This window comes from Thermobrachium celere DSM 8682, from assembly GCF_000430995.1.
Taxonomy (GTDB): Bacteria; Bacillota; Clostridia; order Clostridiales; family Caloramatoraceae; genus Thermobrachium; species Thermobrachium celere.
Genome location: NZ_HF951991.1, coordinates 2,949 through 3,581, shown reverse-complemented (window position 1 = coordinate 3,581; position 633 = coordinate 2,949). Strand labels below are relative to the sequence as shown.

Below are 633 nucleotides of genomic sequence, written 5' to 3'. Positions count from 1 at the left end.
TTTGAAAGATACAAAAATTCAGTAATAGTTAATCCAGGTAGCATATCTGTTCCAAAAGGAGATGAAATTCCTTCGCTAGCATATTTTGAAGATGGTTACATAGTATTTGTTAATATTGATAAATGGTGAAGTAATTGAAAAAAATAAAATATAAATGGGGGATGAGGTATGGATTACAAGGAAATTTTAAAAAAGGCAAAGGAAAATTTAAATGGAAGTTGTAGAGTATGTCCTGTTTGTAATGGGAAAGTCATGTGCAGGAGAAGTTCCAGGAATTTGAGGATAAAGACTATACACAAATCCAAAGGGAGTTTAAAGACTGAATATGTATGTTTGGTGTAGGGATTATAAAAACTATAAGATTCCACAGGGTGAGAGCCTTATGGAGCTTTTTAGAAGGGTAGAAGAGTTTTTACAGGATATAAAAAAGGAAGAGGGAGATATTTTGGTTGTAACCTCGGGTGRAGTAATACGTTGTATTCTGTCTTTAGTATTTGATAGCTATGACTATTTTATAAATTTCAAGTTGAGAATTGTAGTATGTCTATAATAACAACCTATGATGGTTGTTATTGGTATATAAAAAGATTAAATGGAGGGGTTTAAATGAAAAATAAAAAACTTATTCTTTTT

1 protein-coding gene and 1 pseudogene are annotated in these 633 nt (G+C 30.5%); both read left to right on the top strand.

The genetic code is table 11. The features are described 5' to 3' along the window. Positions 1-168: 168 nt before the first annotated feature. Positions 169-277, top strand: a pseudogene (locus TCEL_RS13320) (alpha-hydroxy-acid oxidizing protein); the annotation flags it as partial. Between the two features lie 105 nt (positions 278-382). Next, positions 383-550 carry a histidine phosphatase family protein gene (locus TCEL_RS00085; RefSeq protein WP_242823425.1) on the top strand — a complete coding sequence of 56 codons (168 nt, stop codon included), beginning with the start codon at positions 383-385 and terminating at the stop codon, positions 548-550. Positions 551-633: the final 83 nt, after the last annotated feature.